This window comes from Paracoccus aminophilus JCM 7686 (assembly GCF_000444995.1).
GTDB classification, from domain to species: Bacteria; Pseudomonadota; Alphaproteobacteria; order Rhodobacterales; family Rhodobacteraceae; genus Paracoccus; species Paracoccus aminophilus.
Genome location: NC_022050.1, coordinates 1 through 25,998 on the forward strand (window position 1 = coordinate 1; position 25,998 = coordinate 25,998).

Consider the following 25,998-nt stretch of genomic DNA (forward strand, 5'->3'; position numbering starts at 1 on the left):
TTACGCTGGGACGATATGCTCGCGAGTTAGCCCTGCGATAAGACGGGACGGTGAGAGCAAGCCGGCTTGTGCTTTCTTGCACAGGCTACGCAAATATGCGCCCGGGGAGCGGATTCTTGATATGCGCTCTACGATGTAGAGGATCACAACACTCCTTGCATGTCTGCCGAGATTTCTTTCGGCAAAGCCCATGAGTTCGTGAGTTACACCTATCATTGGAGCTAGCGCCCAACTGAATCGTTCCAGTTCGTACCAGTTGTGGATCGGTGCTTGAGCTAGCTCCATAGCAGATGGGCAGGCCTCGCAAACTCTTCCTAGGGTAGGGAGGATCGCGTCGGAGGAGCTATCCGTATGTTCCCCTTCTGAAGCTTGCTGTGTTGTGACCGGGTTGCTGAACTGTGCCGATTTCGTGAGAAGTTCGCCTTCAGATTCATTTAGGTAATCTTGTGATTCCTGTATGTGCCGGACATTCTGGCCGGCAGCGCCGGACATTTCTTCTGTTGAATGCAAGGCAGACGCACTGTTCGGGCGGGCTAACAGGATCCCTAGCTTGTCGCGGAGGGCGATGAGTTCTGCTTCGGTCAGCTTGCGCTTCAGGGCTTTCCGGATTGCGTCAGCGATGACGAGTTGGTTAGGGTCAGCTTTGATCTCATTGCGGATCAACGACAGCTCTTCGCGCAGTGTCTTGATACGGACTCTGCTGGCCTCTTCGGTTCGAGCGGCATCCTCGATTTCAGCGTGTCGAGCGAACAGCGGAGTGAGGTCGAAACCGAACGGTGACTGGATCTCTCCATCTAGACTGCGACGAGCGTAGCGTTTGCGGTTGGGGGAGTCCCGGCGCACAATGATGCCCGCATCTATCAATGCGGCCAGGTGTCGGCGAAGCGTTCGTTCGTGCATGCCCTGGGTGCGGCTGGACAGGGTGGCATTTGACGCGAAAGCTGTCATGAACCGACGGTCATCGCCGGGGAGGCAAGATAGGAGCGCCTGCAAGACAGTGAGATCGCGGTCAGTCAGTCCAAAGTGATCTTTCGCGAGGACGAGTGATCGCAGAAGCTGCCAGCGAGAGGCAGGGAGATGGGCAGGTGACTGGCGCAAGCCGTCTTCATGCACATAGGTCTCGATCCCATCGGGGGTATATCCGTGGGCTTTCAGGGAGTAAAATGCCATGCCTCATCGTCACGGGAAGGCCGATCCCCGAGGAGAACCTGCTGAAAACAGGTCCTGGATGCCAACAGGCAAAACTTTACCGTTCAACCGATTCGGTTGCTGTTGACATGTGATTGAAGGATGCTACATCTGAGTTACCACACAACAGATGGGCCCTTCGGGATATGATGTCCTGGGGGGCTTTTCTTTTGGCCTTCGGTCGTGCCTCCTTTCTTTTGGGTTGCGTGAGAGCTGAAGCGTGCTTCAGCCGGGGTTGTCTTTTGACCACCGCTTGTGGAGTTCGAGGATCTCGTCCGAGAGATTGTCCTCTAGCCATCGCGCGAAGGCTGCATGCTGTTTGGCGTCCACCCGAAGTGTCAGTGTGGAAGCCGTCGGGGTAACTTTTGCGAGGATAGAACCATCTTGCAGACGAACCTCTGTGCTACGTGATCTGTCGGCAGGAGGTTCGACGCTTGGCTGGTTCCACTGGCTCACAGCCTCTGCAAAAGCTTCGAAACGAGCATCAGAATCCAAGTCACTCAATGGAAGAGACTCGAGAAGATCTTCGGTATTCACATCCAAGTCTTTAACCTGCTTCGCCGCGGCGACCCAACGACGCCAACCGATCGCGTGAGCAGGACCGATCAGTTGGATGCTTGTAAACGGAATCGACGCAATGACGCCCTCCATTCTGGAGAGCCTTGTTTTGTCGATGTTGAGCGCATCGAGAATGACGGGCGTCTTGTAGCCAGCTGCCCTGAGCTCACCGACGAACACTGCCTTTTCGATGAAAGAGGGGTCCTTGCGAACACTGTTCTCCTGACCCTGTGCGAGTACGAGTTCTTGGTCGTCAAGCGTCCTGACGAGGGCCTTTGCCGGGATCTTGAGCTTCCGAAGACTTCTCAGCCGGCGACGTCCGAAAACGATCTGGTAGCGCCCGTCGTGCTCCGGATGCGGGCGGACTACCACTGGACTAAGCTGCCCGTAGCGCTCGATACTGGACCGTAACTCTTCGTCAGACGCGTCATCGTGTTCAAGCCGATCACGCAGGCCAGCATCATCAATGAGATCGGGATCGATTTCCCGGATCGAGCGGGAGTGAAGGTCTGCGAGCGAGCCATCCATGGAGCCGAGCGCACCGCCGCTGAAGTTCTTCTGCAACGCACCCTTGCGCTCCGAGGAGTCTGTGAGGGCTCTATCCCTCAGGCTTTCCTCGATGACAGATGAAAAGACATTCTTGCGGGCCATCAGGTTCTCCCCCAAGCGGATTGGATCATGGTTTCGAGTTCGTTCGCTACTCCGTTGATCGACTCGACAGCACGGTCATAGGTGTTTCGGTGAAACTGGGCGCGATCGACCTCGTAGAGAGTTTGCTGGGTCAAGCCGGCGTCCGAAATTGCCGTGCTTTTCAGGAAGGTTTCGACCATCACTTGCTTCCCAAAAAGTGACCTGAGCAGCGCGGCCATCTGGGTTTGCGGTCCGTCGGACGGTTCGTAGCGTGTGATCATGAAGCGGAGGAAGTCGTAAGACATATCCACATCGTACTTTGCGACGACTGCCAGAAGGCCTGATGCCATCTGCAGAAACTGAGACATCGAAGCGACATCAAGCATACTCGGGATGACTGTAATCAGCATCGTTGTCGCCGAAACCATCGCCGAAAGTGTGAGGAACCCCAGCTGAGGCGGGCAGTCGATGATTACCACATCGTAATCGGCATCAACCTGCTGCAGCGCCATTGGCAATCTGAGGTAGAAGGGAGGATCGACCTGCTGCCGGATGGCTATAGGTGTCTCGTGCTCGAAATCGGCCAGTCTCAAGCCCGCGGGAGCGAGATCCAAGTTAGGAAAGTAGGTCTTGATGATCACGTTCCGCAAAGGGACAGGATCCGCGTATCTGATGGCGTCGTATATCGTACCACCACTGGCGAACTCAATTTCTGCACGATATCCGAACATCGAGGTCAGACTCGCCTGAGGGTCGATGTCGATAGCCAGGACCCGATACCCGCGCAGGGCCAAGCGTTGAGCAAGATGAATACTCGCGGTTGTCTTGCTAGAGCCGCCCTTGTAGTTGGCGATGGCAATTACCTGCAATTTGTCGCCAGGACGACGCCCAGGTAGAAAGCGGGCTGAAGTGCCAGATTTTGCAGCGGCTGCTAAAGCGTCCCGCATTTCGAGGAGATCCTCTGCGCGATACTGACGACGAGCTCGGCCGTCTGCCTCAATGGCTGGCAGCTTTCCGTCAAAATGCAGTTTGCGAAGATGCGACTGAGAGAGGCCAAGAAGTTCAGCGGCTTCCGCAGAGCTGAAGGTGCGTAGCGTTTTGCGGGAATCTGGAAGGAAGGTCTTCCGAAGGTGCGACTCAAGCGCCGCGTCAAGAATGTCAGCATTCTCGCGGATCGCCTGATCGATGCGAACGGATTCGCGCATAGTTGCCCCTCTTCCTCGCACTTGCGAGGTTTCTGCTCTCCGACCCTCTTGCCGGGGTCGCCGTAACGCAAAAATGCGACTAAGCGCACAGAAGCGTTTCACTTCCGACTAATGCCACCGCGGTGCCGGCTCGCGCAAGCATTTTCTTGCACTACATATAGGGCCGACCATCGCGCTTGGCCGTCTATTTTGCGGCCGACTTCGTGCCGAGCACTAGATGCGAAACTTAAGAAATTGATAACACGTGGTTTTTCTTGAGATTGCTTGCGGTTTTGGTGATCGTAGCGATCTAAGGTACCAGCCAGCAGCCGGTCGACAGCGATCCTCACCGTTCGGTAGCTTACTGCGCCTTGGCCGAATCGGTCGTCTTTGCCTGCGCGCACTATAACCCTGCGGCCTTTGTCAGGTTGACCCTGAACCTGTCGCGTCGCCGCTGATACCGGCGTGTCATTTCCGCGCTCGCATGACCAAGCTGCTTCTGTACAAATCGCTCATCGACCTCTGCAGAGGAGGCGAGACCGGCCCGGAGCGAGTGGCCCGAGAACAGGGCAGGGCGGTCCTTTTCGGGCAGATCACCGCGGAGCCCGGCGGCATCGGCGGCACGCTTTACAAGTCGCGCGACCTCGCGGTCGTTCAGACGCAGCGGCCCAGGCTCCTTCCCCTGTCCCGTGATGCGGCGGAACAGCGGGCCTTGGCTGATGCGCGCGAGTTTCAGCCAGGTTTCGAGTGCAGCGACAGGACAGGTCGCGGCCGATGATCCGCGCCCGATCTCGACCTCGCGCCAACCGGTCTTGCCGCGAAGGGTCACCAGCAGGCCGGCGGGCAGCACCTCGATCCAACCGCGTCCGTCTTCGGTCTGGCCACGGCCGGCATCCAGCCCGGTGATCTCGGAGCGCCGCAACCCGCCGGCAAAGCCGACCAGCAGCATCGCCCGGTCGCGCAATCCGCGAAGAGTGCCGCGAGCACAGGTTTCGAGCATCGCTAGCAGATCCTCTGGCAGGATCGCCTCCTTCTGTCGGGGCGGGGCTGCATGGCTATTGCGGATCCCGGCCAGGACCGTAGCGATGTGGCGGTCGCGCCGGGCGAGGCTCAGGCCGCGCTGCGTATAGGCCCAGACGAGCGCCGACAGCCGCCGTTCGATGGTCGAGACTGCGTTCTTGCGGCCACCGACCGATTTCGCACCGCTGGCGCAGGCGGTGATGTAAAGGCCGACCGCCTGCGGATCGGGCACGGACGCATCCAATCCCTCGCGCCGACACCAGCCGGCAAAATGCTTCCAGTCGGCGGCATAGGCCTTGCGGGTATTGGCCGAACTCGCCGCCTCGGCATAGCTGCGCGCCCGCTCGGCCAGGTCGCGCAGGGCAGGGGGCTGGTGATCGGGCAGGGCAGGGGAGGGCCGCAAGGTTCCTGTCGGGTCACTGGCCATGGCGCGGCTCCAGCAGGCGTATCAACATTCGGCGCTGTTGGTCCTGCGCGCCGAAGAATACCGCCAGAACGCGGATCAGCCCTGCGTCGTCGTCCGTGGTGAACCAGAAGCTGGCCTTGCCAAGGGTCAATTGCCGCAACCCTGGCAGCAGATCATCGTACTGGCTGCCGCGATGCGGGGCTGTTGCGACACGCTGCGTGTCGTCGAATATCTCGATCAGGCGCTGCCCGGTCCGCTTTGCCGCCTCGGCTGGGCTGTCGCCGAACGAGAGGTAGCTCTCGATCAGATGGTCGCGGATCAGGGCAAAGTCGCGCTCAGCCGCCGAAGCGAACTCGATGCGCCAGGTCATTGCGCCGCGGGGTCGCCAGACCGGGATGCAGCGAACACGCCGATACGGCGGCGCATCTCGTCGTTGCTGATGAAGGGCCCGGCGAGGCGTTCCTCCAGCAGAGCTCTTAGGGCTGCCCGTTCCAGACGCTCATCTTCGGCCTTCTGCCGCAGCAGATCGAGCCCATGCTGCACGACGGCGCTAACCGAAGTGAAGCGCCCATCCTGCACCTGCGCGCGGGCAAAGGCATGATGTTCGTCGCTGAGCGAGATCGAGGATTTCACGGTCATGGCACTGCTCCTTGCGCCCTCAATGGTATGACTGGGTGGTATGCCCGTCAAGCTTTCCCGCGGAGACCACAGCAAAGCAGGGCGCCGCTGAGGCGTCCCCGGGCCCGAATTCCAGCCATTTTGGCTGTCAGAACGCTCATCTTTCTATAAAAGAGCAAAACATCCGATAATGCAATCTTATTGGATATTATTCAGGAATGACAGGCGCGGCGGATATTGCAAGTAAAACTAGCATGATACGCCGATACTTGTTAGCGTCCCGCCATGAAAATTGCCGCAAAATCTCCCCTGCCTCCCTCAAATCCTCCGGCATTACCGCGCTGGATCCGGCAGGGCGCTGGCCGCGATGATCTTGAAACAGCGATGTTTTTCGCCGGAGCAGCCCTTGCTGTGCTGGACCCGATAGCCCGGTCCGAGGACCCGCTTGGCATCCTCTGGCGCAAGCGGCTCGCGCTCGCTGCGGCGGTGGCAGTTTCCCAGTTGGAAGGGCGCCGGGAAGGCGAGGCGCAGTTGCGCGACGTCTTCGCCCTGCGCAGACCCGGTGATGATCCCGGCCCTGGCGGGCGTGTGCTGATCGGCTGGCGCGCCTTAGGCGAGGCACGGGCGCTGAGATCAACCGACTGGCCGGTGCGCTTGCCTGGCTTCTTCGATCTGTCGCCTGGGCCGGGCGCGGAGATTTTGCGTGACCTCGGCGCGCGGTTTGTTGGTCGCGCCTTGCCTTTGCGCTTTGCCGCCGAGGCCGCGCGCGAGGTTCTCGTCCTCGGCCCGGCCTATCGCGGCTTAGCGCTCTGGTTGGCGGATGCGCTTTTGGCCCGGGCGCTTGGCTGGGATCGGCCGGCGCCGCTGCTCGCATCGCATCTTCCGCGCGCGGCGTTCCGGCTGGAGGGCGAGGCTTGGGTTGCGGCCTGCGCGAGCGCCTTGGGAAGGGGGGCGGTTGCGGCCTGTGATCTGCACATCGATCTGACCCGCCGCGCGACTGCTCTGCGCGCGGCACATCTGCGGCGGCCGGGAAAGGACACCGCCGCCATCCTCACCGCACTCCTGACTGAGGATGCGCTGGCGGCCCAGGCCGGGGCCGAGGCCAGTGACCGCGCGGCGCGGCGGTTGTTTGATCGGCTGACCTCGCTCGGTCTGGTGCGTGAGCTGACCGGACGGCCGACCTTTCGGCTTTACGGGTTGTGACAATGGCCCCGAGAACCGCCGAGCCACTGGACGCCGAAATCGCCGAGTTGCCGCAGGCGCTGCGCTGGCGGGAATGGATGGCGCGGGTCGAGGCGGTGCTGTTCGCCGCCTCCGAGCCGGTGGGTCGGGATGTGCTGGCGCGGGTGGTCGGTCGTGACTGTGCGCTCGATCTGCTGATCGAGGACATTGCTGCCGAACTCGTGGGGCGTCCGTATGAGATTGCCCGCATCGCAGGCGGCTGGCAGTTCCGCACGCGGCCGCAACACGCGGCGGCGATCCGAACTGCGCGCGGTGAGGGTGACGCTGTCCGAGATCTCACGAAGAATGAAGCGCTCGTCTTGACCATAATCGCCTATATGCAGCCGGTGACACGTGGTGCGATCTCGCGACTGACCGGCCGCGAGGTTAGCCGTGATCTGATCGCACGGCTGCACCGCCAGGCCCTGATAGCTCGCGGCCCGCACAGCCCCGAACCCGGTGCGCCCTACACTTATGTCACCACGCCGGGGTTTCTGGTGCAGTTCGGGCTGGAAACCCTGCGCGATCTGCCGGACCTCGAGGCGTTGCAGGATGCAGGGCTGCTGAAGCCTGCGGGCGATATCGTGCTGGATCTGCCGATTGCGGGCGAGGTCAAGTAACTTTTCTTCCCCGCGTTGGTATGGGTGATCAGTTCGGGGTGGCGGATGCCCCGCGATAACGATTGGCAAAACCTCTGCGCACATCAAGATTGAGTGGAGGATTTGTAGCATGACACCGGTTCAGGGTTCGCAGAAGACAAAGCTGATGTGTCTGCGCAACGCGCGCGGCAGCTCGGGTGATGTAAGATGACGCATAGATCAGCCTTCTATAACTCACAAAACTCCTATAACTTGAGTGATAGATGGAGACTCTATAACTCATGCGCTGGAACTGGACCCAGAAAGACTGGCCGCGTTTTCGATATGACGACGAGGCAGTCAAGCCTCTTGAGGAGAAGTTCCTGATCTCGTCTGGCGAGATCGTCGGCGCTGTTCGCCATGTCACGGGCGATGATCGGGATCGCCTGCGGATCGAGCTTCTGAGCGAAGAGGCTATGCGGACAAGCGCGATCGAGGGCGAGGTCTTGGACCGTTCAAGCGTCCAATCCTCGCTGCGGCGCCAGTTCGGGCTGGCGATCAATGGCACGCTTGTGAAGGCACGTGAAGAGGGCATCGCCGAGATGATGGTCGATGTCTACTCGCGCTATGCCGAACCGTTGGATCACGACACGCTTTGCCGCTGGCATGGGATGCTCTTGTCCCATGACCGACACCTTGAAATCGTCGGAGCCTTTCGCAAACACAGCGACGCGATGCAGATCGTGTCCGGCCGTATCGACCGGCAGCGCGTGCATTTTGAGGCACCGCCATCCGCTCAGGTGCCTGCCGAGATGGACAGGTTCGTTGCCTGGTTCAACGCATCCGCTCCAGAAGGAGCGGCACCTGTCGCGGCGCTGACCCGGGCTGCACTTGGGCATCTGTGGTTCGAAAGCATTCACCCCTTTGAGGATGGCAACGGTCGTCTTGGCCGCGCTCTGGCGGAGAAGTCGCTGGCTCAGAACATCGGTCAGCCCAGCCTGATCGCGCTCGCCTATACGATCGAACGCGATCGAAGGGCCTATTACGAGCAGCTTGAAACCCATCAGAAGACTTTGGACGTGACGCCATGGCTTCTCTGGTTCGGCGAGACAGTCCTCAAGGCGCAGCAAGCAACGCTGGAGCGTGTCGCGTTTTTCATTTCCAAGGCAAGATTCTATGACCGGCTGCGGGGCAGGTTGAACGTGCGGCAGGCGAAAGTGGCCGAGCGCATGTTCCGTGAAGGGCCGGAAGGTTTCCGAGGGGGGCTCAGTGCCGAGAACTATATCTCCATCACTGGCACGTCACGGGCGACAGCGACTCGAGATCTTCAGGACCTCGTGGAGATGGGTGCCCTGACGCGAACAGGCGAGCGGCGTCATACCCGGTATTGGTTGCTGAACGCCTGAGGGGCCTTGGCTGTGAGCCCGTCTCGAGGTCATGTTTCTGGAGCGCCGGGCAGCGGAGAGAAGTCGGGAGTTGCGTTGCGAACGACTGCCACCACTTCGCTTGACGGCTGGCTCCTGGACTTTGCCGAAGCGAAGACTTCGCCGTTCATCTGGGCGCGATAGCTGTCCCATCTCTCGTTTAGAACCTCCCAATTATGCTCGTCGTAAGAGCCGGGGAGTTCGACGGGCAAGATCCGGATCTTCGGCGGTTCAGTGTTGCCCCGGTGCTGCGAGACCATCTCTTCCCAGAGCGAGCCGATCCGGTCGACCCGCCCGATCTGCTGCTCGACGACGCCCGGGTTCCATTCCGGCTGGAACAGCACCACGGTGCGGCAGGATTTGTGAAGGTTCAGGCCCTCACGGCCAACACTGGATTGCGCGACGAGAACCATAGGCCAGCTTGCACGCCGGTTGAATGCCGTTTGCAGGTGTTGCTTTGCTGCGGGCCCCATACCGCCAGCCAGCCGACGGGCAAAAAATCCGCTGCGACCATCGAAATCACTCAAAGCCAGCCTGATCTCTGACGACAGATCCTTTACTGAATCCGCGGTTCCGTCTTCGTCCTCTTCGTAGCGGGGCAGGTTTTCCTTTTGAAACTCCTCCCAGGCCTCGGCAGGGTCCGAGCGCCCCTGTCGGCTTTGCTGATCATCCATGATTTCGATCAGCGCCTGTGTCAGCTGCAGGACGAGCTTTTCGTCTTGCGCGGCCAACCCTATCTGTGGCCCGAGCGTTTCGGTGACATAAGATCTCACCTCGTCGAGGGCTCTTGCGCGCTGCGAGCGGTATTTGTCGTATTGTCGCTGCATCAGGCCCGACAGCGTGGCAATATCGTGATTGCCCACAAGGTTACGCATATCGGCCATTTGAAGGGCTGCCGCCAGCGCCTCGCGGAAATGGGCATCCACGGGGATGGTTTCTCCGGGCCAGTGCCAGGTTTTGAACGGGGCATCCGGGTTGCACGAAAAGACCATCAGGCGCCGGATCATTTCCCGGGCGTTCAACAGATCCGTCAGGCGGCGCATTGCCTGCGTGAAAATGCCGAAAACCAGAACCTTTTCCGGGGCCTCCGCATGTGTCGTGATCTCTTCGATCGCCCTGACGGCGGCAAGCAGTGCAGGATGCGCGTAAGGATTGGCAGCTGCCGGTTTCAGTCTGTCGAGCCAGAACCCGGCCCGTTCGCGCCGCCGTTTTTCCTGCTGGTTGATGACCGGGTCACGGCCGGGGGCAGACAGTGTTTGTTCGTCGCTGTCCCGCCAATCGCCTTTCTCCGGCTTCTCCGCCGCATTAAACGCGGATGCGAGCGAAAATCCACGCGCGAGCGCGAGCCGCAAACGCTTCTGCGGCGCGAGCCCGGTTGCGGGCATGAGAGACAGGGCTTCGACGGCCATCATGGCAACTGACCACTCCTTGCCAGCCACCTCGGCGGTGATCCTTTGACTGCGGTCCCGGTAATCCGGCCCATGGTCGCGGATAAAGCGTTCAAGGACGCTGTCATTGCCGGCAACAGCCTTGCGACGGCGTAGCACCCAAGGCGAAAGCTGCTTCTGGAATTCCTCTGCAGCGATCCTGAATGCATCTGCGGTTGCCGGGCCGGGCAAAAGCTGGACGGCCTTTGCCGCCGCCAGGAACTGCTCTGATTCCTTGCCACAGGACTTTGCTTTCTTGTCAGCTGCCCCCGCGCGCAGAGTATCCGTCCGGTGTCGGTGCGGTTTCAGGCCTTCTCGGCCTGCCAGTTCCACGGCATGAGTTCATCGATGCGATTGATCTTGTGATCAGGCAAGCGCTGGAGGACCGATGTGAGCCATGCTTCGGGGTCGACGTTGTTCAGCTTGCATGGGCATTGTTGCAGAAGTCCGGCTGCGGCCAGACGCGCCCCTTTCCCCGTTGGGTTCAGGCCACGCGTTCAATCTCGGCAGTGCCGAGTGCATTGAAGCGGTTCATGAGTGCTACGCGGATCTGGACCTCGGCGGTTTGGCGATCCGGGTCGCGTGATGCAATGCGTTCCCCGAACGACTTGAGACACCTCATCTTGGCCTCGATCCGGCTTCGGGCGTGATATCCTGACCAGCGTTTCCAGACTGCCCGCCCCAGGCGTTGTGTCGCCTTGAGGATCTCGTTGCGGGCCCTGGCGGCGGGACAGTTCTCCCGCCATCGCCGCCCGTTCTTGCGGATGGGTATGATCGCCGTTCCACCGCGCTCGAGGATCGCGCTATGGCATCGCCTTGTGTCAAAAGCGCCATCGCCGGTCACGGTGCCGATCTGTTCATCGGCAGGGATCTGGTCCAGCAGGTGGGGCAGAACGGGGCTGTCGCCCTTGTCGCTCGAGGTGAACTCTACTGCACGGATGTCGCCGGTGGCCGTATCCATCGCCAAATGAACCTTGCGATATTGGCGCCGACGCTGCGTGCCGTGCTTACGCGCAAGCCACTCCCCATCCCCGAGGAACTTTATTCCGGTGCTGTCAACAAGCAGGTTGAGCGGACCGGACGCACGGCGGTTCGATATTTGCACCGTGATGCGCTTCTGCCGACGGCTCAGGGTCGAAAAGTCAGGCACCGGCCAGTCCAGACCGGCCATCGACAGAATGCTTGCCACCATCCCGGTCGTCTGGCGAAGTGGGAGCCCGAACAGAACCTTCACCATCAAACAAAACTGGACAGATGCATCGCTGAACACCGGCGGTCGGCCATTGCCACCGGCCTTCGGCGCAAGCCACGTCATGTCTTTGTCCAACCAGATCAGCAGGGAACCGCGCCGCTTCAGGGCCTCGTTGTAACTCTTCCAGTTATTCGTCCGATAGCGGGCAGGATCAGGTCTCGTCATCTCAGACCATTAACCCCATGGATTCCCCGTGTGAATCCTGCTCCCTGGGGACTTCTGCAACAAAGCCGGATTGATGCCCAACTCACGGCTCAACTGCGCGAGCGAAGCTTGCGATCGCTGTATTGCTGCTCTGACGGCGTGCGTGGTCGTGGCGCTGCCATGACGAATTTGTCCCATAGGGCGTCCTTCCATTCCAGAGAAAGGATCGCACCATCAAACCGTGGGATCAAACACCTAGCCGTGATCGCAGATTCGAACACTGGTTCTCCACTCTGCACAACGCTCGCTCAGCGGCTCGGGCAGCGCATGATCGCAGAACAATATGTCGATCTCCGCCAGGCTGGCGATTCGCGCCGGTGCGGAGCGGCCAAGCTTGCTGTAATCGGTCACCAGAAAAGCCTGTCTTGCCTGTTTCAGAATGGCACGGCTTACCCTGACCTCGGCCAGATCATAGTCAAGAAGATCACCGTCCAGGTCCATCGCAGACGTGCCGATCACCGCGTAATCGACCTTGAATTGCTCAATGAACTGGGTGGCCAACTCTCCCACCAGCCCGCCATCCGAGCGTCGCAGAGCTCCGCCGGCTACCATGATCTCACAGCCCGGATTGTCCGCAAGAATATTGGCAACATTCATGTTGTTCGTAATCACCGTGATGTTCTGGTGATGAATCAGCGCGCGCGCCACGGCCTCGGTCGTCGTGCCGAGATTCAGGATCAGGCTGGAATTCTCAGGTATCGCTGCGGCACAGGCGGTGGCGATTGCTGCCTTTGCCTCGGAATTCATCTTCCTTCGCGCCTCATAGCCCAGATTGACCATGCCGGTCCGGGGCACAGCACCACCATGCACGCGTTCAAGCAGGCCGGCCTCAGCCAATTCGCCGAGATCACGGCGGATGGTCTGCAATGTCACCTCGAATCGGTGGGCGAGGTCTTCGACAAGAACCCTGCCTTCGGCACGGGCAAGTTCGAGAATCTGGTTCTGGCGGACGCTGGGGATCATGGCTTCCTCTCCCGTGCGGGTTCGCGTCATGTTCGCTTTTGCTCGGTTTCCTGCGGATTTTACGCAACGAGCCCGCGCATGCAAGGCGGCAATTTCCCTCACTTTCTTTGGATTTGGTTCGCTTTCTTGCCGCATTGCAGAACCAAGCATTCGTTTTTCATAATAACGAAAGCTAAACGAAAATCGTTCTTGACCGACCTCGCGAAGCTGTTACTCGTAAGAAAGCACGGAAGACGCAAAGCGAAGGGAGGGGTCGCATGGCATCGACAGAGTCTGACATGGCAGATCTCTTCGTCATCGGCGGCGGCATCAATGGCTGCGGGATTTCCCGCGATGCGGCCGGGCGCGGGCTTTCGGTTATTCTGGCCGAGCAGGGCGATCTTGCCCAGGCGACCTCTTCGGCCTCGACCAAGATGTTCCATGGCGGGCTGCGCTATCTGGAATATTTCGAATTCCATCTGGTGCGCGAGGCGCTGAAAGAGCGCGAGACGCTGCTGGCCGCCATGCCGCATATCAGCTGGCCGATGCGGTTCGTGCTGCCCTACAGCCCGGGGATGCGGTTCGAAAGTGAAACGCCGACCTCGCGGCTGCTGGGGGTGGTGATGCCCTGGATGAAGGGGCGCCGCCCGGCCTGGCTGATCCGGCTTGGCCTGTTCCTCTATGACACGCTGGGTGGGCGTAAAATCCTGCCGGGCACTAGCAAGCTTGATCTGAACACCGATCCAGCCGGGCGTTGGCTGAAGCCGGGCTTCGGCCTTGCCTGGGAATATTCCGATTGCTGGGTGCAGGATTCCCGGCTTGTCGTGCTTAATGCCCGCGATGCCGAGGCGCGTGGCGCAACGATCCTGACCCGGACACGGGTGGTCTCGGCCACGCGCAACGGCAGGTACTGGGACATCGTCACCGAAGGCGAGGGCGGGCGGAAGACCTGGCGCGCCCGTGGCCTAGTGAATGCGGGCGGACCCTGGGTCGAGGATATCATCCGCAACGTGGCCTGTGTGCCCTCGACCGAAGGGGTGCGGCTGGTGCGGGGCAGTCATATCGTCACCCGCAGGCTTTACGATCATGACCGCTGTTATTTCTTTCAGGGCAGCGACGGGCGGATCATTTTCGCCATTCCTTACGAGGACGATTTTACCTTGATCGGCACCACCGACAAGGACCATCAGGGCAGCCCGCTTGACGCCCGCTGCACCGATGAGGAACGCGATTACCTCTGTGCCTTTGCCAGCCAATATTTCGCGAAGCCGGTCACGGCGGAGGATGTGGTCTGGAGCTATTCCGGCGTCCGCCCGCTTTACAATGACGGGGCGAAATCGGCGACGGCGGCGACGCGGGAATATGTGCTCAGCCTGGATGATGGTGCCGGCCATGACGAGGCGCCGCTGCTGAATGTGTTCGGTGGCAAGATCACCACCTATCGCCGCCTGGCCGAGAACGCGCTGGCAAAGCTCGCCGGTCATTTTCCGCAGGCCGGCGCAAACTGGACGGCGGGCGTGGCGCTGCCGGGCGGGGATTTCCCACATGACGGCGTGGCAGATCTGCGGCTCAGGCTTGGCAGCGCCTATCCGTTCCTGACCGGCGCGCAGGTCATACGGCTGGTCCGCACGTATGGGACCGACAGTTTCGCCCTTCTGGGCGAAGCGAAGGCATGGGCGGATCTGGGCCCTGATTTCGGCGCCGGCCTGACCGGGGCAGAGGTCGACTGGCTGATGCGCCGCGAATTTGCCCGGAGCGCCGAGGATGTGCTTTGGCGCCGCACGCGGCTTGGACTGCATATGAATGAAGAAGATGTCGCGGCGCTTGCATCCTGGATGGAGCGCGCGAAACGTCGGGAAGTTCCGGCGGCCTGAGAAAGGGATCGGGCGCGGAAGCCGGAAGAGGGGCGACCGCTGGCCTGAAGGGGAGGATGGATGACACTGGAACTGCAAGGCATGTCGCGGCAGGTGGGCGGGCGGATCCATATCCACCCCACCAGCCTGACATTGCAAAAGGGCACGATGAATGTCCTGCTGGGGCCGACGCTTTCGGGCAAGACCAGCCTGATGCGGTTGATGGCGGGGCTGGATCGCCCAGATGCCGGACGCATTCTGTGGAACGGCCAGGATGTGACCGGCCAGCGCGTCCAGGATCGCGGCGTGGCGATGGTCTATCAGCAGTTCATCAACTATCCCGGCCTGACGGTTTACGAGAACATCGCCTCGCCGCTGCGCATCCTGGGCCGGCCAAAGGCCGAGATCGACCGCCAGGTGCAGGAAACCGCCGCCATGCTGCGCTTGACGCCGATGCTGGGCCGCAAGCCGCTCGAGCTTTCGGGCGGCCAGCAGCAGCGCTGCGCACTGGCGCGCGCTCTGGTCAAGGGCGCGGGACTAGTCTTGCTCGACGAGCCGCTGGCGAACCTCGACTACAAGCTGCGCGAGGAGCTGCGCGTCGAGATCCCCCGTATTTTCGAGGCTTCGGGTGCGATCTTTGTCTATGCTACCACGGAACCCGAAGAGGCGCTGCTTCTGGGGGGGCATACCGCGACCATGTGGGAAGGCCGTGTCACCCAGTTCGGTCCGACGCCGCAGGTCTATCGCCAGCCGGTCGATGCCACCACGGCACGGGTCTTTTCCGATCCGCCGATGAATTTCCTGCCGGTGGTAAAACAAGGCAACCGGCTGACCTTCGGCGAAACCGCCCATGCCCCGGTCGACGGAGGTCTGGCCACACTGCCCGACGGGAACTACATGGCGGGTTTCCGCGCCGATCATCTGTTTCTGCGCCGGCATTCCGCATCATCGGTCGGCCTGACCGCGCGCCTTGCGGTGTCTGAGATCACCGGATCGGAGACCTTCCTTCATCTCGACAATGGCTCTGATCGCTGGGTCGGCCTGGTCGAGGGCGTCCAGAATCTGGAACCCGGGACCGATCTGCAGGTCTGGCTCGACCCCGCCCATGTATATCTGTTCGACACCGAAGGTCGGCTCGCCGCGCCTGCGGCCTATGCAAAGGCGGCCTGACCCATGGCAGAGATCACGCTGAAAAATCTGGCACACAGCTATCTTGCCAACCCGACCTCGGATGCGGATTACGCGCTGAAAGAGATGGATCATATCTGGCAGGATGGCGGCGCCTATGCGCTGCTCGGGTCCTCGGGCTGCGGCAAGACCACGCTTCTGAACATCATCTCGGGGCTGATCCGCCCCAGCCATGGAAGGGTGCTGTTTGGCGGGCGCGATGTGACCGATGCCGCCACCGCCGAGCGCAATATCGCGCAAGTGTTCCAGTTTCCGGTCGTCTACGACACCATGACCGTGCGCGACAACCTGGCTTTCCCGCTGCGCAATCGCGGCATGGATGCGGGTTACATCAAAGCCCGCGTCGATCAGATCGCGCAGATGATCGGTATGGAGGCGATGCTGTCGAAAAAGGCGCGCGGTCTGGGCGCCGATGCGAAACAGAAGATCAGTCTTGGCCGGGGTATGGTGCGCGAAGACGTGAACGCGATCCTGTTTGACGAGCCGCTGACGGTGATCGACCCACATATGAAATGGGAGCTGCGCACCCAGCTGAAACAGCTGCACCGCGAGTTCGGCCATACGATGATCTATGTCACCCATGACCAGACCGAGGCGCTGACCTTCGCCGATAAGGTGGTGATCATGTACGACGGCCGCGTCGTGCAGATGGGCACGCCGGAAGAGCTGTACGAGGCGCCGGCCCATACTTTCGTGGGTTACTTCATCGGCTCGCCGGGGATGAACTTCTTCGATGCCGAGGTCTCGGGCAATCGCGCCACGCTGCCGGACGGCACTATGATTGCGCTCGGCGCCGATTACGCGCCGATCTCTGGCCAGATCGGCATCCGGCCGGAATATGTCGGGCTGACGGATGAGGGCGGGCTGCCGCTGACCATCCACAGGATCGAAGATGTCGGCCGTCACCGCCTGATCCGCGGCGAGGTTCTGGGTAAACCGCTGAATGTGGTGGTGCCCGAAGGCCAGGCGGTTGCTGCTTTGCCGCGCGTCGCCTTCGCCCCGGACAAGATCAATATCTATGCGAATGAATGGCGGGTTGCTCCGCGTGGTCCTGCGGAAAGGGCGGCCTGATGGAAAAGACGCAGAACAACCGCGCCTGGTTCTTGGTGATCCCGGTTCTGGTGCTGGTCGCCTTTTCGGCGGTGATCCCGCTGATGACGGTGGTGAACTACGCCTTCAACGATACGTTCGGGAACAATGATTTCTTCTGGGCGGGTCTGGAATGGTTCGACGAGATGATCCATTCCGAACGCCTGCACGGCGCGCTTGGCCGTCAGGCGATGTTCTCGGCGATCATCCTGGCGATTGAGGTGCCTCTGGGGATTTTCGTCGCGCTGAACATGCCGAAAAAGGGATTCTGGGCCTCGTTTTGCCTCGTGCTGATGGCGCTGCCGCTGCTGATCCCGTTCAACGTGGTCGGTACGATCTGGCAGATCTTCGGCCGGGTGGATATCGGCCTTCTGGGCAGGACGCTGGCTGGACTGGGCGTCGACTACAATTACACCAATGACCCGATCGACGCCTGGGCCACGGTCATCGTGATGGATGTCTGGCACTGGACCTCGCTCGTTGCACTGCTGTGCTATGCCGGGCTGCAATCCATTCCGCAGGCCTATTACCAGGCGGCAAAGATTGACCAGGCCTCCCGCTGGGCGGTGTTCCGCTACATCGAACTCCCCAAGATGCAGGGCGTGCTGCTGATCGCGGTGCTGCTCAGGTTCATGGACAGTTTCATGATCTATACCGAGCCCTTCGTTGTCACCGGCGGCGGCCCGGGCAATTCGACCACCTTCCTGTCGATTGACCTCGTGAAGATGGCGGTGGGGCAGTTCGACCTCGGCCCGGCTGCGGCCTTCAGCCTGATGTATTTCCTCGTGATCCTGCTCGTCTCCTGGGTGTTCTACACCGTGATGACCAATATGGACAAGGAGGCGAAGTAATGCGGATCAAATCCTCTGCAATCGTCATGGCGCTTTATCTGCTCTTCTTGCTGATCCCGATCTACTGGCTCGTGAACATGAGCTTCAAAACAAATGCCGAGATCACCGGCGCCTTCACCCTGTTCCCAGCGGACTTCACGCTCCGCAATTACACGGTGATCCTGACCGACCCGAGCTGGTATATGGGTTACGTCAATTCGATCATCTATGTGGTGATGAATACCGCGATCTCGATCTCGGTGGCGCTGCCGGCGGCCTATGCCTTCTCGCGCTACAGCTTCATGGGCGACAAGCATCTATTCTTCTGGCTGCTGACGAACCGGATGGCGCCGCCTGCGGTTTTCGCGCTGCCATTCTTCCAGCTCTATTCCTCGGTCGGGCTGTTCGACACCCATATCGCAGTGGCACTAGCGCATTGCCTCTTCAATGTCCCGCTAGCGGTCTGGATTCTTGAGGGCTTCATGCGCGGCGTGCCGAAAGAAATCGACGAAACTGCCTATATCGACGGCTATTCCTTCCCGCGCTTCTTCGTGAAGATCTTCATGCCTCTGATCGCGTCGGGCATCGGGGTCGCGGCTTTCTTCTGCTTCATGTTCTCCTGGGTAGAGCTTTTGCTGTCTCGCACCCTGACTTCGGTGAACGCCAAACCCATCGCTGCGACCATGACGCGCACGGTTTCCGCCTCGGGGATGGACTGGGGCGTGCTCGCCGCCGCCGGGGTACTGACCATCGTTCCGGGCGCTTTGGTGATCTGGTTTGTCCGCAACTACATCGCCAAGGGCTTTGCCCTGGGGAGGGTCTGATGAGCACCGCTACCCAATTCGCGCCGCGCCGCGCCAACTGGACCCTGATCACGCTGACCGTCGTCCTGCTCCTGGGTGCCGCGCTGGCTTTCCTGATCTGGGCCACGCCGGTGCGCGACGGTGCAAAGGCCTGGACCGACCCGATGATCCGGGGCGGCTGGATGGCCTGGACCTTCCCGGTGGCGCTCTTCTTCTGGTGCATCGCGAGCCTGCTCGTGACCTTCACCATCCTCGCGATCCGTTTCCCGGAAACCCCGCGCAAAGGGTTTCTGCAGATCGAGACCACGCGCGGCGACCGGCTGTTCATTACCCTGCTGGGTTCGGCTTTCATCTGCCTGATCTGGCTGTTCTTCCTGGGGACACCCGTGTGGTGGGCCCTGGTCCTTTGCCCTTTCTACGCCGCAGCGGTGTTCCGCTGGGTCTGAGTACCCCGTCTCCCGGAATGATCCGGGCCGGGCAAACTGACAAGCATTCTCAGGGAGGAGAAGCATGAGACTGAAAAACACAACCACCGCCATGGCGCTTGCGCTGATGGTCTTCGGCGCACCCGCCTGGGCGGACATGGACGCCGCAAAGAAGTTCCTCGACGCCGAGATCGGCGATTTGTCGTCGCTCTCCCGCGCCGATCAGGAGGCCGAGATGCAATGGTTCATCGACGCCGCCAAACCGCTGGCCGGGATGGAAATCAAGGTCGTCTCGGAAACCATCACCACCCATGAATATGAAGCGAAGGTGCTTGCCCCGGCTTTCACCGCGATCACCGGGATCAAGATCACCCATGACCTGATCGGCGAGGGTGATGTCGTCGAAAAGCTGCAGACCCAGATGCAGACCGGCGAAAACATCTATGACGGCTATATCAATGACTCGGACCTGATCGGCACCCACTGGCGCTACAAGCAGGCCCGCAGCCTGACGAAATGGATGGAGGGCGACGGCAAGGCCTTTACCAACCCAGGGCTTGATCTGAACGACTTCATCGGGATCAAATTCACCACCGCCCCGGATGGGGAGCTGTATCAGCTGCCCGACCAGCAATTCGCCAACCTCTACTGGTTCCGCTATGACTGGTTCAACGATCAGAAAACAAAAGACGATTTCAAGGCCAAATACGGCTATGATCTGGGCGTTCCGGTCAACTGGTCGGCCTATGAAGACATCGCCGAATTCTTTACCGGCCGCGATATGTCCTATATCGAGGGCGGCCCCGCCAAGGCCTGGGGCAATATGGACTACGGCAAGAAAGACCCGAGCCTCGGCTGGCGTTACACCGATGCCTGGCTCTCGATGGCCGGCGGCGGCGACAAGGGCGAGCCGAACGGATTGCCGGTCGATGAATGGGGTATTCGGGTCGACGAAAACAGCCGTCCGGTCGGTTCTTGCGTGGCCCGCGGTGGTGCGACCAATGACGCCGCAGCAGTCTATGCTGTGACCAAAGCGGTTGAATGGCTGCAGAAATACACTCCGCCGGAAGCGCAAGGCATGACCTTCGGTGAGGCCGGCCCGGTTCCTGCGCGTGGTGACATCGCACAGCAGATGTTCTGGTACACCGCTTTCACCGCCGACATGGTCAAACCCGGCACCCCGGTGATGAATGAGGATGGCACGCCGAAATGGCGTATGGCCCCCAGCCCGCATGGCGCCTATTGGTCTGAAGGCACCAAGATCGGCTACCAGGATGTGGGCTCCTGGACGCTGATGGAATCCACCCCGGTTGACCGGGCACAGGCCGCCTGGCTCTATGCACAATTCGTCAACTCGAAGACGGTCGATGTGAAAAAATCGCATGTCGGTTTGACCTTCATCCGTGAATCCACGATCCTGGACGAAAGCTTCACCGAGCGGGCTCCGCAACTCGGTGGCCTGATCGAGTTCTATCGCAGCCCGGCCCGTGTGGCATGGTCGCCCACTGGCACCAATATTCCTGACTATCCGAAGCTGGCTCAGCTGTGGTGGCAGAATATCGGCGATGCGATGTCGGGCGCGAAAACGCCGCAGGAAGCCCTCGACAGCCTCTGCGCCGAACAGGAACGTGTGCTGGAACGCCTCGAGCGAGCCGGTGTCCAGGGCGATCTGGGCCCGAAGATGAACGAACCGAAGGACCCGCAGGAATGGCTTGATGCCCCGGGCGCGCCGGTGGCGAAGCTGGAAAACGAAAAGCCTGCGGGCGAGACGGTTTCCTATGATGAGCTGATCAAGTCCTGGCAGTAAACTGACCTGTGGCCGGGCGGCGTAACTTGCCGCCCGGCCTTTCTTCCGCAATCGAGGAATCCCGAGCGATGTCCCATATTCTTGCCATAGATCAGGGGACGACTTCGTCGCGGGCAATCCTCTTCGATCAGGCGCTGAAGCCTGTTACCTCGGCGCAGGAGGAATTCCCCCAGTACTACCCGGCTTCGGGCTGGGTCGAACATGATCCCGCCGATCTCTGGGCCACCGTCGCCGGCACCGCCCGCGCCGCGATCGAGCGCGCCGGTATCGGCGCGGAGGATATCGCCGCCATCGGCATCACCAATCAGCGCGAGACCACCCTGCTCTGGGACCGGTCCACCGGCCAACCGCTTCACAATGCGATTGTCTGGCAGGACCGCCGCACCGCGAGCCTCTGCACCGCGCTGAAAGAGGCCGGGCATGAGCCGATGATCACCGCCCGCACCGGCCTGCTGCTCGACCCCTATTTCTCGGGGACCAAACTAAAATGGCTGCTCGACACGGTTGGGGGCGCCCGCGACCGCGCGCGGCGTGGCGAGCTGGCCTTTGGCACGGTCGACACCTGGCTGATGTGGAACCTGACCGGCGGGCGCGTGCATGCGACGGATGCCACCAATGCGGCCCGCACCATGCTATACAACATCGCCGAAAACCGCTGGGATGACGAAATCCTTGCGCTTCTCGACATCCCGGCCGCGCTCTTGCCCGAGGTGAGGGATTGCGCCGCCGATTTCGGGGTGACGCGGGCCGATCTTTTCGGGCGCGAGATCCCGATCCTGGGCGTCGCGGGCGATCAGCAGGCGGCGACCGTGGGTCAGGCCTGTTTCCATCCCAGCATGATGAAATCCACCTATGGCACCGGATGCTTTGCGCTTCTTAATACCGGCGATCAGATGGTGCCGTCGCAGAACCGTCTGTTGACCACCATCGCCTATCGACTGAACGGGCAGACGACCTATGCGCTGGAAGGCTCGATCTTCATCGCAGGGGCGGTGGTGCAATGGCTGCGCGACGGGCTGCAGATCATCCGCTCCGCCGCTGAGACACAGGGCCTCGCGGAACGCGCCGATCCTGCGCAGGAGGTGATCCTGGTTCCGGCCTTCACTGGCCTCGGCGCGCCCTGGTGGCGACCGGAAGTGCGGGGCGCGATCTACGGTCTGACTCGCAATTCCGGCCCCGCCGAATTTGCCCGCGCGGCGCTTCAAAGCGTCGGCTACCAGACCCGCGATCTGCTGGAGGCGATGCGCGCCGACTGGGGCGCTGCGGGCGACGGAGTGCTGCGGGTCGATGGCGGTATGGTGGCCAGCGACTGGGCGATGCAGTTCCTCTCCGATATTCTCGGCGCGCCGGTGGACCGGCCTTCGGTCACGGAGACTACGGCGCTTGGCGTGGCCTATCTGGCGGGCCTGCAGGCCGGCCTGCAACCCCCGCCCGAAGATTTCGCAAACAACTGGGCGCTTGAGCGGCGCTTTGTGCCTGGCATGGACCCCGGCCTGCGAGAGAAGAAATATGCCGCCTGGAAACGTGCGGTCGCGGCCACGATGGCCGCCGCATGATGCCCGCTTTCTCCGTAGCGTTGCCCGGGCAAGTCCTGTTTGGCCGTGGCGAGGCCACAAAGGCTCCGGCCCTGACCCGCAGCTTTGGCGAAAAGGTGCTGGTGGTGCATGGCCGCGACGCCGCGCGCGTCGGCTGGTTGCTTGCGGAGCTTGCCGGCAGTGAAATCCGCACGATGCGCTGCGCCGCTGAGCCGACCCTTGCCATGATCGAGGCCGCCCTGGGAGAGCTTGCAGGGTTCCGGCCCGATGTTGTGGTCGGGATCGGCGGGGGGGCGGTGCTTGACATGGCCAAGGCGCTGGCGGCGCTGATCCCGGCACCGGGGGGCCCGATGGACCATCTGGAAGTGGTCGGGCGCGGCCTACCACTGGCGCTGCCGGCGTTACCTGTCATCGCCCTGCCGACGACAGCCGGTACCGGGGCCGAGGCAACAAGGAACGCTGTGCTTGGATTGCCCGACCATGGGCGCAAGGTCTCGCTGCGCGACCGAGGCATGTTGCCGCGCATTGCGATCGTAGATCCCGCGTTGACCGATGACTGTCCGCGCGGAGTGACGCTGGCCTCGGGGTTGGATGCGCTGGCCCAGGTCATCGAGCCCTATGTCTCGAACAAGGCGACCCCCTTCACCGATGCGCTGACGCTGCCGGCCATCGGGCGCGGTCTTGCCGCCCTGCAAAGCCTGATGCGGGGCGAGGATCCTGCGGCCCGCGACGAGATGGCCTGGGTCAGCCTCACAGGCGGGATCGCGCTGGCCAATGCCGGGCTGGGCGCGGTGCATGGCCTTGCCGGTGTCATCGGCGGAATGACGACGGCGGCGCATGGTGCAGTCTGCGGCGCGTTGCTCGGGCCGGTGATTGCGGCAAATCGGGCAAAGGCAACGGGTAAGATCGCGGCCCGGCTCGACACCGTCTGTGATATTCTGGCCGCAGGCCTTGGCGTATCTGCTGACGATGCCCCCCGGGCACTGATCACATGGGCGCGCGAAGCGGGGCTTCCCGGATTGCAAGCCCATGGGCTGTTGCCAGAATCCTTTGCTGATGTGGCAAGGGGTTCGCTCCAGAGCAGTTCCTTCAGGGGCAACCCCGTCACGTTGACGACTGTGGATCTTCAAGAGGTTCTGGCGGAAGCGTTCTGAACGCCGCAAGCACCGGTCAAAACTGCATTATATTTCCTCGCTCTGAGGCATTGTTCCAATCGGGTGACTCGTCCCATCGCAGTTCTCAACCAGAACGGGATGTGTCGATCTGATCATTCCGTAGCCGACTGCTATGCATCAGTCCTGCTGACCTGCCACTGATCTTTCACCCAGCTGCGACCGGAGCCGGTAGTTGATTTACGCCTTTCAGCGTGGGTTGAGCAATCGCCCGGCGCGCGGAACCCTCATCGCGTGCAGCGGGACGGGCGATTGCGGTGGTCAGATGCAGGGCGAAGCCTGCGGGGGTCTGGTAGCCGAGGGCCGAATGGGGCCTTTCGGTGTTGTAGTCGGTGACCCAGGCCGCGATCAGATCGCGGGCATGAGCGAGGTTGCGGAACAGCGTCTCGTTGAGAAATTCGTCTCGAATCCTGCCATTGAAGCTTTCCACAAAGCCGTTTTGCATTGGCTTGCCCGGCGCGATGTAGTGCCATTCGACCTTGTGTTCGTCGCACCACTTCAGGATCGCGTTCGAGGTCAGTTCCGTCCCGTTATCGCTGACGATCATGCCGGGCTTGCCGCGGCGTTCGATCAGCGCCGCCAGTTCCCGCGCCACGCGACGACCGGAGATGGACGTGTCCGGGATCGCCGTGAGGCACTCGCGCGTGACGTCATCGACCACGTTAAGCACCCGGAATCGTCGCCCGCAGGCGAACTGGTCATGGACGAAGTCGAGGGACCATCGCGCATTGGCCCGCGCCTCGATCAGGATCGGGGCCCTTGTGCCAATGGCTTTGCGCCGTGCTTTGCGTTTACGCATCGTTAACCCTTCCTCGCGGTAGAGCCGGTAAATCCGGTTGATCCCAGACGCCTCGCCCTCCCGCCTGAGCAGCACGAAGAGCCGTCGGTAGCCGAACCTGCGCCTCTCATTGGCCAGATCACGCAACCGCCCGCGCAGCGCCGTCTCTGGCGTTCGCTGCGACTGGTAGCGCACCATCTTACGGTCCGCCCCGGCAATCTGACACGCCCGCCGCTCCGACAACCCGAGATGGGCCTTCAGATGCGCGACAGCCTCGCGCTTCGCGACGGGCGTCACCATTTTTTTTGGAGAAGCTCTCGCATCGCCGCCATGTCGAGCATCTGCTCGGCCAGCAGCTTCTTCAGCCTGGCATTCTCATCCTCCAGTGACTTCAGCCGCTTGGCTTCCGAAACCGTCATCCCGGAATACTTCGCCTTCCAGGCATAGAACGTGCCTTCCGACATCCCGTGCTTACGGCAAAGATCGGCACACTTCGCGCCCGCCTCATGCTCCTGCAGGATGCCAATGATCTGCTCTTCCGTCAGTCGTGCCTTCTTCATCGTCCGTCCTCTCCATGGGCCGGACTCTAATCCCAGATGGAGGAAAAATCCCGTGGCAGGTCACTGCCGCCGCAAGCCGCGGGTACGCGACTTTCCAGCCTCGGTCTTCAGCCAACCGGCCAGCTTCTCGGCATAGGGATCAAGCTTGCTGGGCCGCTCCGGCGTTGCAAATTTTGGCTCTATCGTATTAGCTGTGTTTCGGCATGCAATCTTGGCCCCTTAGGCGGGGGTATCGGCACCCAATTTTGGGTCTGACGCAGATTTGGTGCAGTTGAACTTCAACCTCGCTACATTTTGACCTTCTTTCAGGGAGGTTACCGATGGCGTCATGGTTTTCACGCCGAGATTTTCTGCCGGCAGGGCTTACGGCCGATCAGATCGAGCTCGATGGCAATACCATCCGTATCCATGCCCGCTCTTCGGCGGCCGCGGCCGCCTGTCCACACTGCGGGAGCATTTCGGAGCATGTCCACAGTCGGTATCGACGTCGCCCGGCCGATGTTCCTGCGCATGGGCGAGCCGTGGAAATCGTCTTGCAGGTTCGTCGCTTTCGCTGCCGCGCGCCCGGCTGTCCGGCCCGGATTTTCGCCGAACGGTTTCCGCCCGGCGTCACCCGACCGCATATGCGACGCACCTCGCGCTTGCAGGATCTTGTGCGTCACCTCGGTGTTGCCCTCGGCGGACGACTTGCTCAGGCGCTTGCCCGGCGCCTTCTCGTGCCTGCAAGCAAAGACACGTTCTTGCGTGGGGCGCGGAGCCTGATGGGCCTCGTCTCCGAACCACCGCGTGTCATCGGCATCGATGAGTGGGCATGGCGCAAGGGGCAGCGTTACGGCACGATGATCTGCGACCTGGAACGGCGGCAGGTGATCGACCTGCTGCCCGATCGCGAGCCTGGCACCGTGGAAGCGTGGCTCCGCGCAAATCCCGGCATCCGGATCATCGCCCGCGACCGCAACGGCGGCTATGGCGGTGCCGCCACCCGTGCCATGCCACAGGCAGTTCAGGTCGCCGATCGTTGGCATCTGCTTGAGAACGCGAGTGCCGCATTCTTGGCGGCCGTGCAGCGCAGCATGCCCGTCTTCCGCAGGGCGATCGGGGCGAAGACGCTCGATCCCGCGCTGCTGACGGCAGCGGAAAGGCTGCAATACGAAGGCTTTCGACGTCGCCAGCAAACCAATCGGATGGTGAGGACGATGGCCGGTGAGGGCCTGCCCATCAAGCGTATCGTCCGCTCGACCGGCCTCAGCCGCAAGCTCGTTCGCCAGATCCTGCGTGGCGAGCGCGAAGATGTCTGTAAACGGTC

22 protein-coding genes and 3 pseudogenes are annotated in these 25,998 nt (G+C 61.5%); 13 read left to right on the forward strand and 12 right to left on the reverse strand.

Features of this window, described 5'->3' with window-relative positions:
* From repC to JCM7686_RS22280, 6 genes are all read right to left on the reverse strand, one after another.
* Entirely contained in the window at nt 1–1,170 is a 1,170-nt protein-coding gene (repC, locus tag JCM7686_RS22255; protein WP_020952544.1) for a plasmid replication protein RepC, read from the reverse strand.
* A 243-nt stretch (nt 1,171–1,413) separates the two neighbouring features.
* The gene (gene repB / locus JCM7686_RS22260) at nt 1,414–2,397 is read right to left on the reverse strand and encodes a plasmid partitioning protein RepB (RefSeq protein ID WP_020952545.1); all 984 of its coding nucleotides are present in this window, start codon (nt 2,395–2,397) and stop codon (nt 1,414–1,416) included.
* The gene (repA, locus tag JCM7686_RS22265; protein WP_020952546.1) at nt 2,397–3,581 is read right to left on the reverse strand and encodes a plasmid partitioning protein RepA; all 1,185 of its coding nucleotides are present in this window, start codon (nt 3,579–3,581) and stop codon (nt 2,397–2,399) included. The genes repB and repA overlap by 1 nt, the downstream gene beginning before the upstream one ends.
* 382 nt (nt 3,582–3,963) lie before the next feature.
* Nucleotides 3,964–5,007 (reverse strand): tyrosine-type recombinase/integrase, encoded by a 1,044-nt coding sequence (locus JCM7686_RS22270; RefSeq protein ID WP_020952547.1) that lies wholly within the window; start codon nt 5,005–5,007, stop codon nt 3,964–3,966.
* On the reverse strand, nt 4,997–5,356 hold the full coding sequence (locus tag JCM7686_RS22275; protein WP_020952548.1) for a type II toxin-antitoxin system RelE/ParE family toxin: 360 nt from the start codon (nt 5,354–5,356) through the stop codon (nt 4,997–4,999). The genes JCM7686_RS22270 and JCM7686_RS22275 overlap by 11 nt, the downstream gene beginning before the upstream one ends.
* Nucleotides 5,353–5,625 carry a ribbon-helix-helix domain-containing protein gene (locus JCM7686_RS22280; protein ID WP_020952549.1) on the reverse strand — a complete coding sequence of 91 codons (273 nt, stop codon included), beginning with the start codon at nt 5,623–5,625 and terminating at the stop codon, nt 5,353–5,355. Before JCM7686_RS22280 ends, JCM7686_RS22275 begins: the two co-directional genes overlap by 4 nt.
* A 264-nt stretch (nt 5,626–5,889) precedes the next feature.
* Between JCM7686_RS22280 and JCM7686_RS22285 the strand changes: the two genes are divergently transcribed.
* The 3 genes from JCM7686_RS22285 (at nt 5,890) to JCM7686_RS22295 (ending at nt 8,809) form a co-directional block, all read left to right on the forward strand.
* Nucleotides 5,890–6,807 carry a DUF1403 family protein gene (locus JCM7686_RS22285; protein ID WP_020952550.1) on the forward strand — a complete coding sequence of 306 codons (918 nt, stop codon included), beginning with the start codon at nt 5,890–5,892 and terminating at the stop codon, nt 6,805–6,807.
* A 2-nt stretch (nt 6,808–6,809) separates the two neighbouring features.
* Nucleotides 6,810–7,445 carry an SMC-Scp complex subunit ScpB gene (scpB, locus tag JCM7686_RS22290; RefSeq protein ID WP_020952551.1) on the forward strand — a complete coding sequence of 212 codons (636 nt, stop codon included), beginning with the start codon at nt 6,810–6,812 and terminating at the stop codon, nt 7,443–7,445.
* Between the two features lie 260 nt (nt 7,446–7,705).
* Nucleotides 7,706–8,809: a Fic family protein gene (locus tag JCM7686_RS22295; RefSeq protein ID WP_020952552.1), complete on the forward strand. Its 1,104-nt coding sequence runs from the start codon at nt 7,706–7,708 to the stop codon at nt 8,807–8,809.
* Between the two features lie 29 nt (nt 8,810–8,838).
* On the opposite strand, the gene JCM7686_RS24210 is transcribed toward JCM7686_RS22295, so the two are convergent.
* The 5 genes and pseudogenes from JCM7686_RS24210 to JCM7686_RS22310 form a co-directional block, all read right to left on the reverse strand.
* Nucleotides 8,839–10,587 (reverse strand): C-terminal helicase domain-containing protein, encoded by a 1,749-nt coding sequence (locus JCM7686_RS24210; protein WP_020952553.1) that lies wholly within the window; start codon nt 10,585–10,587, stop codon nt 8,839–8,841.
* A pseudogene (locus tag JCM7686_RS24215) lies at nt 10,560–10,682 on the reverse strand (transposase domain-containing protein); the annotation flags it as partial. The pseudogene JCM7686_RS24215 and the gene JCM7686_RS24210, both read right to left, overlap by 28 nt.
* 56 nt (nt 10,683–10,738) lie before the next feature.
* Complete coding sequence (locus tag JCM7686_RS22305; RefSeq protein WP_020952554.1) at nt 10,739–11,671, reverse strand: IS5-like element ISPam2 family transposase; 933 nt, start codon at nt 11,669–11,671, stop codon at nt 10,739–10,741.
* 51 nt (nt 11,672–11,722) lie between these two features.
* Nucleotides 11,723–11,848: pseudogene (locus JCM7686_RS24570) on the reverse strand (IS481 family transposase); the annotation flags it as partial.
* Nucleotides 11,849–11,905: 57 nt separating this feature from the next.
* Nucleotides 11,906–12,673 carry a DeoR/GlpR family DNA-binding transcription regulator gene (locus JCM7686_RS22310; protein ID WP_020952555.1) on the reverse strand — a complete coding sequence of 256 codons (768 nt, stop codon included), beginning with the start codon at nt 12,671–12,673 and terminating at the stop codon, nt 11,906–11,908.
* Between the two features lie 257 nt (nt 12,674–12,930).
* Here JCM7686_RS22310 and glpD point away from each other — a divergent pair, with 257 nt between their 5' ends.
* The 9 genes from glpD (at nt 12,931) to JCM7686_RS22355 (ending at nt 23,336) form a co-directional block, all read left to right on the forward strand.
* Nucleotides 12,931–14,526: a glycerol-3-phosphate dehydrogenase gene (gene glpD, locus JCM7686_RS22315; RefSeq protein ID WP_020952556.1), complete on the forward strand. Its 1,596-nt coding sequence runs from the start codon at nt 12,931–12,933 to the stop codon at nt 14,524–14,526.
* Between the two features lie 60 nt (nt 14,527–14,586).
* Nucleotides 14,587–15,675 carry an ABC transporter ATP-binding protein gene (locus JCM7686_RS22320; protein WP_020952557.1) on the forward strand — a complete coding sequence of 363 codons (1,089 nt, stop codon included), beginning with the start codon at nt 14,587–14,589 and terminating at the stop codon, nt 15,673–15,675.
* A 3-nt stretch (nt 15,676–15,678) separates the two neighbouring features.
* Entirely contained in the window at nt 15,679–16,764 is a 1,086-nt protein-coding gene (locus JCM7686_RS22325; protein ID WP_020952558.1) for an ABC transporter ATP-binding protein, read from the forward strand.
* Complete coding sequence (locus JCM7686_RS22330; RefSeq protein ID WP_020952559.1) at nt 16,764–17,633, forward strand: carbohydrate ABC transporter permease; 870 nt, start codon at nt 16,764–16,766, stop codon at nt 17,631–17,633. The genes JCM7686_RS22325 and JCM7686_RS22330 overlap by 1 nt, the downstream gene beginning before the upstream one ends.
* On the forward strand, nt 17,633–18,436 hold the full coding sequence (locus JCM7686_RS22335) for a carbohydrate ABC transporter permease (protein WP_020952560.1): 804 nt from the start codon (nt 17,633–17,635) through the stop codon (nt 18,434–18,436). Before JCM7686_RS22330 ends, JCM7686_RS22335 begins: the two co-directional genes overlap by 1 nt.
* Nucleotides 18,436–18,861, forward strand: a complete 426-nt coding sequence (locus JCM7686_RS22340) for a DUF2160 domain-containing protein (protein ID WP_020952561.1) — start codon at nt 18,436–18,438, stop codon at nt 18,859–18,861. Before JCM7686_RS22335 ends, JCM7686_RS22340 begins: the two co-directional genes overlap by 1 nt.
* Nucleotides 18,862–18,925: 64 nt before the next feature.
* The gene (locus JCM7686_RS22345) at nt 18,926–20,647 is read left to right on the forward strand and encodes an ABC transporter substrate-binding protein (RefSeq protein ID WP_020952562.1); all 1,722 of its coding nucleotides are present in this window, start codon (nt 18,926–18,928) and stop codon (nt 20,645–20,647) included.
* A 68-nt stretch (nt 20,648–20,715) separates the two neighbouring features.
* The gene (gene glpK / locus JCM7686_RS22350) at nt 20,716–22,203 is read left to right on the forward strand and encodes a glycerol kinase GlpK (protein WP_020952563.1); all 1,488 of its coding nucleotides are present in this window, start codon (nt 20,716–20,718) and stop codon (nt 22,201–22,203) included.
* Nucleotides 22,203–23,336, forward strand: a complete 1,134-nt coding sequence (locus tag JCM7686_RS22355) for an iron-containing alcohol dehydrogenase (protein WP_041528442.1) — start codon at nt 22,203–22,205, stop codon at nt 23,334–23,336. Before glpK ends, JCM7686_RS22355 begins: the two co-directional genes overlap by 1 nt.
* 166 nt (nt 23,337–23,502) lie before the next feature.
* Here JCM7686_RS22355 and JCM7686_RS22360 read toward each other — a convergent pair.
* Nucleotides 23,503–24,692, reverse strand: a protein-coding gene (locus JCM7686_RS22360; RefSeq protein ID WP_148292720.1) for an IS3 family transposase whose coding sequence is annotated in 2 segments (ribosomal slippage) — nt 23,503–24,440 and nt 24,440–24,692 — 1,191 coding nt in all. Because the reading frame shifts where the segments join, the coding sequence is not laid out codon by codon here.
* 320 nt (nt 24,693–25,012) lie between these two features.
* On the opposite strand from JCM7686_RS22360, the pseudogene JCM7686_RS22370 reads away from it, so the two are divergent.
* A pseudogene (locus JCM7686_RS22370) lies at nt 25,013–25,987 on the forward strand (ISL3 family transposase); the annotation flags it as partial.
* Nucleotides 25,988–25,998: the final 11 nt, after the last annotated feature.

Bases quoted from the DNA above. Each gene is read 5' to 3' on its own strand.
- repC (WP_020952544.1), bottom strand. From the start codon at position 1,170: ATGGCATTTTACTCCCTGAAAGCCCACGGATATACCCCCGATGGGATC.
- repB (WP_020952545.1), bottom strand. From the start codon at position 2,397: ATGGCCCGCAAGAATGTCTTTTCATCTGTCATCGAGGAAAGCCTGAGG.
- repA (WP_020952546.1), bottom strand. From the start codon at position 3,581: ATGCGCGAATCCGTTCGCATCGATCAGGCGATCCGCGAGAATGCTGAC.
- JCM7686_RS22270 (WP_020952547.1), bottom strand. From the start codon at position 5,007: ATGGCCAGTGACCCGACAGGAACCTTGCGGCCCTCCCCTGCCCTGCCC.
- JCM7686_RS22275 (WP_020952548.1), bottom strand. From the start codon at position 5,356: ATGACCTGGCGCATCGAGTTCGCTTCGGCGGCTGAGCGCGACTTTGCC.
- JCM7686_RS22280 (WP_020952549.1), bottom strand. From the start codon at position 5,625: ATGACCGTGAAATCCTCGATCTCGCTCAGCGACGAACATCATGCCTTT.
- JCM7686_RS22285 (WP_020952550.1), top strand. From the start codon at position 5,890: ATGAAAATTGCCGCAAAATCTCCCCTGCCTCCCTCAAATCCTCCGGCA.
- scpB (WP_020952551.1), top strand. From the start codon at position 6,810: ATGGCCCCGAGAACCGCCGAGCCACTGGACGCCGAAATCGCCGAGTTG.
- JCM7686_RS22295 (WP_020952552.1), top strand. From the start codon at position 7,706: ATGCGCTGGAACTGGACCCAGAAAGACTGGCCGCGTTTTCGATATGAC.
- JCM7686_RS22305 (WP_020952554.1), bottom strand. From the start codon at position 11,671: ATGACGAGACCTGATCCTGCCCGCTATCGGACGAATAACTGGAAGAGT.
- JCM7686_RS22310 (WP_020952555.1), bottom strand. From the start codon at position 12,673: ATGATCCCCAGCGTCCGCCAGAACCAGATTCTCGAACTTGCCCGTGCC.
- glpD (WP_020952556.1), top strand. From the start codon at position 12,931: ATGGCATCGACAGAGTCTGACATGGCAGATCTCTTCGTCATCGGCGGC.
- JCM7686_RS22320 (WP_020952557.1), top strand. From the start codon at position 14,587: ATGACACTGGAACTGCAAGGCATGTCGCGGCAGGTGGGCGGGCGGATC.
- JCM7686_RS22325 (WP_020952558.1), top strand. From the start codon at position 15,679: ATGGCAGAGATCACGCTGAAAAATCTGGCACACAGCTATCTTGCCAAC.
- JCM7686_RS22330 (WP_020952559.1), top strand. From the start codon at position 16,764: ATGGAAAAGACGCAGAACAACCGCGCCTGGTTCTTGGTGATCCCGGTT.
- JCM7686_RS22335 (WP_020952560.1), top strand. From the start codon at position 17,633: ATGCGGATCAAATCCTCTGCAATCGTCATGGCGCTTTATCTGCTCTTC.
- JCM7686_RS22340 (WP_020952561.1), top strand. From the start codon at position 18,436: ATGAGCACCGCTACCCAATTCGCGCCGCGCCGCGCCAACTGGACCCTG.
- JCM7686_RS22345 (WP_020952562.1), top strand. From the start codon at position 18,926: ATGAGACTGAAAAACACAACCACCGCCATGGCGCTTGCGCTGATGGTC.
- glpK (WP_020952563.1), top strand. From the start codon at position 20,716: ATGTCCCATATTCTTGCCATAGATCAGGGGACGACTTCGTCGCGGGCA.
- JCM7686_RS22355 (WP_041528442.1), top strand. From the start codon at position 22,203: ATGCCCGCTTTCTCCGTAGCGTTGCCCGGGCAAGTCCTGTTTGGCCGT.